Annotated in this window: 6 protein-coding genes; all 6 read left to right on the plus strand. The window is 47.0% G+C overall.

All coding sequences use genetic code 11. The features are described 5' to 3' along the window. Nucleotides 1-438, plus strand: a 438-nt coding sequence (locus tag ACWVCM_RS03005; RefSeq protein ID WP_455200226.1) for a hypothetical protein, incomplete at its 5' end; no start/stop codon positions are given. Nucleotides 439-585: 147 nt separating this feature from the next. Continuing rightward, nucleotides 586-2,664, plus strand: coding sequence for a cytochrome D1 domain-containing protein (locus tag ACWVCM_RS03010; RefSeq protein ID WP_455200227.1), 2,079 nt, complete (start codon nucleotides 586-588; stop codon nucleotides 2,662-2,664). 72 nt (nucleotides 2,665-2,736) lie between these two features. Then, the gene (locus tag ACWVCM_RS03015) at nucleotides 2,737-3,714 is read left to right on the plus strand and encodes a peptidylprolyl isomerase (protein ID WP_455200228.1); all 978 of its coding nucleotides are present in this window, start codon (nucleotides 2,737-2,739) and stop codon (nucleotides 3,712-3,714) included. 76 nt (nucleotides 3,715-3,790) lie between these two features. Continuing rightward, nucleotides 3,791-4,492, plus strand: a complete 702-nt coding sequence (locus ACWVCM_RS03020; protein WP_455200229.1) for an SCO family protein — start codon at nucleotides 3,791-3,793, stop codon at nucleotides 4,490-4,492. After that, nucleotides 4,489-5,142 (plus strand): SCO family protein, encoded by a 654-nt coding sequence (locus ACWVCM_RS03025; protein WP_455200230.1) that lies wholly within the window; start codon nucleotides 4,489-4,491, stop codon nucleotides 5,140-5,142. The genes ACWVCM_RS03020 and ACWVCM_RS03025 overlap by 4 nt, the downstream gene beginning before the upstream one ends. 13 nt (nucleotides 5,143-5,155) lie before the next feature. Continuing rightward, complete coding sequence (locus ACWVCM_RS03030) at nucleotides 5,156-6,730, plus strand: cytochrome c/ABC transporter substrate-binding protein (protein WP_455200231.1); 1,575 nt, start codon at nucleotides 5,156-5,158, stop codon at nucleotides 6,728-6,730. Nucleotides 6,731-7,044: the final 314 nt, after the last annotated feature.

Below are 7,044 nucleotides of genomic sequence, written 5' to 3' on the forward strand. Positions count from 1 at the left end.
CAACTTGTGCAATTTGATGTGTTCAGTAACGATAAGGTCCTTGGTGATCCTCAAACACCGGTATTCACCGCCAATGCCGGACAGCAGGTGCGCATGCGGGTTACTAATCCTTACGGTACTTCGCGCGGCAGCACCTTTACCATCCACGGCCACCTGTGGCAGCGTGATCCATACCTGTGTCCTGGCACTAAAGATGGTATCGCTGGACGTTGTGCTACCAATGTGGTTGGTTCACAAATGATTGGTGACAACAAGCAAGCCCTTTACCAAAGTGCCCAGGAAAGTATTAATCCCAGTACGCACTTTGATATTGTCTTGCCAAGTGCTGGTGGTGTAGGAGTAAACGGCGGTGATTATATGTTCCGCGACTATGCCGCCTTCGGTAGTGCCAGCGGATTGTGGGGCATACTGCGAGTCGCTCCTGCGACCACGCCATAAAGGAGGTATCGTTCACTTGGCCGGGGCCCGGCATCGTCATGATGCCGAGCCCCTGGCTACTTAAAATAACAACTAAAGTGAAACAGGCCGAAGCGTGAGTTCGGTTGAGAAATAAAAACGAGTAGGTAAGAGCAAAGGGGAGTGTAGATGAGATACCGTATCACAAAGCAATCAAGAAACCGTTTCTTCATATCTATATCTACCATGAGTGTGTTTTTTTTATTGAGTGTTGTATTGCCTGCGATTGCTCTGGCTAAGACAGATGACGATCAAGCCGGTAACAAAGCGTCGGATAATTTGTCTAATCGGCTGGTCAAGCGCGGCGTAGTTATTGATTTTGAATCGTTACCTCTTAATGGCGATGCTGAACTTGTGGAAGGGCAGGCGGCAAAAATTCGGTTTAAGGTAAGTTCTGAAAGTACCGGTGAACCCATTAGCGGAATCGCGCCGGGCGCCTGGATGGATATGGGGCAAGTTATTCAGGCACAACAGGAAGCGCAACAGAAATCCTGCAAGGACAAGATCGCGCTTTATTTGAAAGGCGTGGTGGGTATCCAGCCGATGTTGGATCTTAATAGTTACTACATATTAATAATGAATACTGATCCCACTATTTCGGTGGTCAATCCACTGGTATCCATGGTGGGCAGAACCAGTACCTTAACCAAAATCCCTTTAAAAACCACCGGCGCAGACTGGGTACGCAGCGAAGACTTTAAACGGCTGTATGTCAGCATGCCCAAATCCAATCAGGTGGCTGTCGTTGATACCGACAGTTTCAAAGTGATTACCAATATTGATGCCGGTCGACAGCCCACACGCGTTGCGTTGCAACCGGACGGGCGTTTTTTATGGGTAGGCAATGACAGCAAAGAATATAATAACAGCGGTGTCACGGTAATTGATACACAGACGCTCAAGCCACTTGCCACGATCCATACCGGATCTGGCCATCATGAAATTGCCTTCAGTGGCGATAGCCGTTACGCATTCGTCACAAACCGTGATTCAGGTACGGCAACTGTTATTGATGTGCAAACCCGTAAGATAGTGAAGCAGTTGACAACCGGCGCTGTGCCGATCTCGCTGGCGTATTCTTCCATGTCGCGAAATATTTATGTTGCCGACGGTAAACAGGGTGCGGTCAGTGTCATTGATCCGAAAAAACTGGCCATCGTCAAAACCATTAAGCTGAAGCCCGGCTTGGGGCCTTTGCGCTTTACTCAAGACGGTCGTTGGGCGATGACCGTGAATCCTGCCGAAAATAATGTTTATGTAATTGACGCATCGGTTGACCGTCTGGTGCATACCCTGGAAGTTACCAACCAGCCCTACCAGGTCACCTTTAGTCGGGCATTCGCTTATGTTCGCGCACTGGGTAGTGAATATGTGACCATGGTGAACCTGGAGACCCTGGGTGAGGGGCGCAAGCCAATTGTGCAACGTTTCGCGACAGGTGACAAAGCGCCGAAGCTGGCCGGTAATTTACCCCTGGCAGATTCCATGGTACCGGCAACAACCGAAGCGGCGGTATTCATTGTCAATCCTGCAGACAACACAACCTACTTTTACATGGAAGGTATGAATGCTCCTGCCAGTAACTATAAAGTGTTTGGTTCTCTGGCGCGGGCTGTCACTGTTGTTGACCGCAGCCTGAAAGAGGTGGAGCCCGGCGTCTACGAAGCCACGGTACGTATACCCACGGCCGGGCGTTACGATGTTGCCTTCCAGTTAGAGTCGCCGAATATCCTGCACTGTTTTTCCGCTGAAGCCAAACCGAACCCATCCATTAAGCACGACAACAATACAATAGCGATAGACTTCCTGGACAACAAACGCCGAGTTGCGGCGGGTGAGGATATGACATTTCGTTTTGCATTGCATGAACCTGGGACGGGTAACCTGAAGACCGGATTGCGAGATGTGAGCGTGTTGTACTATCGCGCGCCGGGGCTGGATCGAATGGAAGTGATCGCGCGGGAAAAAGAGGCCGGAATTTACGAGGTAACGGTGCCGATCCGTAATGCCGGAGCGTATTACCTGCATGTTGCGGTACGTTCGGCCAAAATTGGTTACAACGATACACCTTACTTTACGTTTATGGCGTCGGGCAATGTGAAAAAAAACGCTCAACACAATAAAAAGAGTAGCAACAAAAATGCTGGTAATAAATTGAGTCTTGAATCCATTAGCAAACACAGGGTCTTAGCAAGTAACGAAAATTGATAGAGTTCCGTGTAAGGCTCAGGGTGATCCTGCATGGTTGTGAATAACTGCATAATGTCAGGAGTGTAAGTGATGAAAAAAACAATGACTGGGTTACTGGCAGGTGTTGTTTGTGCCAGTACGGTGATGGCAAGTGAGCAGGTCAACTTCAGTAACTTTGGTACTGTGGCCTCTGTGAATGGCGCGGCTATTTCCAGCGACAAGTTCGAACGTAATTTCGAAGAGTTTATGCGCGACAATAATATCAATATTGGTTCGATACGTTATCCAAAGCGCCTCAAGGAATACAAAAAAGAATTGCTGGACATGCTAATTAATGCCGAATTGGTTTGGCAGGAAGCTAACAAAATGGAAATCAAGGCTAGTGACGCAGAGGTTCAGCAAGTAATGACAGATGTGCGTTCCCAGTTCAAGACCCAGGATGACTTTGTGAAGACATTGCAGGGGGAGGGTTATACCCTGGAAAGCTATAACGAACATATCTTCCGCATGGTGGTGTCGCGTAAATACCTTGACCAACTGGGTATGGCGGCAAATGAAATCAACGACGAGGCTATTCACGACTTTTATGTCAACAACCCGGATAAGTTCCACATGCCGGACATGGCGCACGCCAGGCATATTCTATTGAAAACGAGTTCGGCAATGTCAGGCACCGAGAAACAAGCGGTACGCGTTAAGTTGGAAGATATTCAGCAACGACTAAAGAAAGGCGAAGAGTTTGCAGAGTTGGCCAAACAATTTTCCGAAGACTCCAGTGCCAGCAGGGGCGGAGACCTGGGCTATTTTCCCAAAGGCGTTATGGTGGGTCCTTTCGAAGATACGGTGTTTGCCCTTAAAGCAGGGGAAATGTCAGATATTGTGGAAACCCAGTTTGGTTTTCATATTGTCGAAGTTTTAGAACAACGACCGGCAGGCGCAGTTCCCGAGCTGCAGGCCAAAGACCAGATTCGTGCTTATTTGCTACAACAGAGCAAACGTAACGTCGTAAATGAAGAAATTCAGCGTTTGCGCGCTCAATCTAAAATCGAGATTTACCTGTCTCTTTGACAAATGAGTGAAGCTCGATCGAATACAGGTAAACGGTTACATAAGAATAACGTTATAGTAAGGTGGAAGCAGTCCAATGTTAATTAAAAAGCTTGTTCACGGACAAGGTCTTATTTTTGTATTCATCACATGCGCATTGTTATCCAATAATAATATACAGGCCATGGAATCACATGATCATCATCAGCATCATGATCCTCACGCCAAACACAAACACATGGGGAAGTCAGTGATGGAAGAGAAGCCAAAGAAGGGAGCTGAGTTGGATATTCCGGAAACTGCGTTATTAAATCAATACGGTCAGTCAGTTAATTTTCGGCAGGATATCGTGGCTGACAACATTGTGGTGATGGATTTTATTTACACCAGTTGTACGACGGTATGCCCGGTATTATCGGCGGTGATGGCTCAGGTGCAACAAAAACTCGCACCACGCATTGGGCACGGTGTTTCATTGGTGTCGCTAACCGTCGATCCAGTCAGGGATAATCCACAACGTTTGTTAGAATATTCGCGGCAGCACAATGCAGGTCCCGGATGGACATGGTTGACAGGTAGCAAACCGGCAGTGGATAGTGTCCTTGTGAGTCTAGGAACGTATACACCGGATTTTGTTGATCATCCGTCATTGGTGATGGTGGGTGATCTGAAAACCGGGCAATGGACGCGGTTTTACGGTTTTCCCAGCCCTGATCGCATTGTCGCAACGGTGAATAAGCTAATTAAAGAAAGAGCCAAATCAGGGTACAAAGCAATTGTAGAGGGAGTATTTCTATGATGTTCGTAAGTGATAAAACATTTTCAATGGTACGTGTGGGGATAACGGGACTATTGCTGGCCTTTTCGCAAAGTGTTGTTGTATATGCACACGGAAACGAACAACACGCTGCGCCTTCCTCGGCAACGATAGTTAAAGTAAAAGCACCTGCATCTGAAATTGAGCGAGCACGAAATTACTTTACCGATTTGCCACTGGTGACCAATGAAGGCAAGGACGTCAAGTTTTATTCCGATATGTTAGATGACAAGGTCGTTTTGCTAAACGTTATGTACACCAAGTGTGAAGACGCCTGTCCATTGTTAACCAAACATTTAGCAGCAGCCAAGGACCAGTTAGGGGACTTGTTCGGCAAGGAAGTGTTTTTTGTATCGATTAGCAATGATCCCAACCGGGATACACCAGAGAAATTAACCGCGTTCGCCAAAAAACAAAATGCTTATCATCCCGGCTGGAAGTTTGTTACAGGTAACAAAAACGAAGTAGATGCCATAATTCGCAAGCTTGGTTTATACACTCCCAACATTGAAGAACACAATACCTTGTTGTTGGCGGGGAATACTCGAACGCGGCACTGGATCAAGATCGTACCGAACATTCCTCCTGAGGCTATCGCGCAGAAACTGAGGGATTTGGCGGAAGAAGGCTAAAGCTATTACCACCGTGAAACGCATCGTTCTGTCGCTGCTGGTTTTTTGCCTGACGGTCGTTAACGGTACTGTAGCGTTTGCCTTCACGCCACTGGAAGAACAGGGCAGGGAAATATACCGCAACGTCGTAAGTCCTTATGGAAATAATATAACTGCCTACGTAGGGCAAGCTTCGGTTGCCTTACCGGCAACATCGATCCCCTGTATCGGTTGTCATGGCCGGGATGGCGTTGGACTTCCTGAAGGTGGACTGACCCCATCTAACATTACCTGGAGAAACCTCAGCAAGTCTTACGGGGGTGAATCGGCCTCTGGCCGCCGTTTCCCAGCCTATTCGGAAAAGTCTTTATATATTGCACTTACCAGGGGTCTGGACCCTGCTGGAAACAGGCTTGATCCCGGCATGCCTCGCTTTGACGTAAGCATGAAAGAAGTGCGTGCATTGATCGCATATTTAAAACGTATCGAAGAAGAGTCCGATCCGGGCATATTCGAGGACCGGGTAGCGGTGGGCACTCTGCAGCCCGATAATAATTTGGGGCAGGTTGTAACAGCGGTTCTCAAAGCCTGTTTCGATGACGTAAATCGTGAAGGCGGCGTATTCGGCAGAAAGCTCGAGTTGCAGGTGAATAAACTTAAAACGGGTGATGCTTTACTGCAGGAAGGTGAACGACTATTTGACAGTGACACCGTATTTGCGGCGATTAGTACCTTTACCGCTGGCCAGGATCGAGGCTTTAATCAATTGGCGCAACGCTACCGTATACCAAATATCGGTCCTTTTACTCAAACACCAGCTACTGACGAAATGGCAAACAAATATACATTTTATTTGTTTGGCGGTGAATCGGAAAAGATCCAATCATTGCTGCAATTTGCGAGAGTTCATTTGCAGACCAGGTTAAACGAGATTGGGATTGTTTATACAGACACAGGGAAGAGCGCGCAAAGAAAAGAAAGCCAGTTCGCAAACGCTCAACCGGTAAAGGTTAAGGCTAAGGCTAACAGCGAGTCAAAACCGCCTGAGTATGTGGTGTCGGATACGATATCTACAGACATGGTGGAATTGATGAAACAGGATGGTGTGCAAGCTGTTGTGTTTTCTGGTGCAGATGACCAGGTGCAGCAATTGGCGCGATTGTTAGATCAGGCGAACTGGTATCCTGCTATTTTATTGCCTCGTTTGTCAATTTTGCCCGCACTTAAGAATACTTCGGCGGCGTTTCGCGAACACGTATATTTTGCCTCATCGATGCTGTCATCGGGCCACAGTAGAGAAGGTATGAATTCATTTTTGCAGTTTCACCAGCGTCACAACTTGAGTCGAAACTATATCGCCGCCCAGGTTGCAGCGTACACTGCTGTTACCGTACTGGTTGAAGGATTAAAGCGAAGCGGTAAACAGTTAACCAGGGAAAACTACATTGCGGCACTGGAAGCAATACAAAATCTGGAAACCGGCATGGTTCCACCGCTCAGTTTTGGGATTAATCGCAGGCTCGGGGAATCTGGAGCGTATGTTTTGATGATTGATAGTCAAACTGGTCAACTTAAGCCTGCAGCTGCCTGGCAAAGACTGGATTTATAAAGCTAAGGTATGATAATGGTGTGGTTGGGTTGTCTTGTGCTTATCGCAAACGCTTTATTGTCATGGTATGCAGCGAAAGCTATGAATGTATTGCTAGAGCAAGCATCGCGTACTGATTAGTGAAGAAGGCATAAAGTTAAGAAAAGTAATAGTAGTTAACAACCCGGAATAAACTGTAGATTCGTTCTTTACAGAATTAAGGACGAATATTATATCAAATCGAATTAGCGTATATTTAGCATATAAGCTCTATTATTATAATTCAATCAACGGCTTAGTTGTCCCTTTCACGGAGGTAACAGGGGTTCGAATCC

Source organism: Kaarinaea lacus, assembly GCF_975902315.1.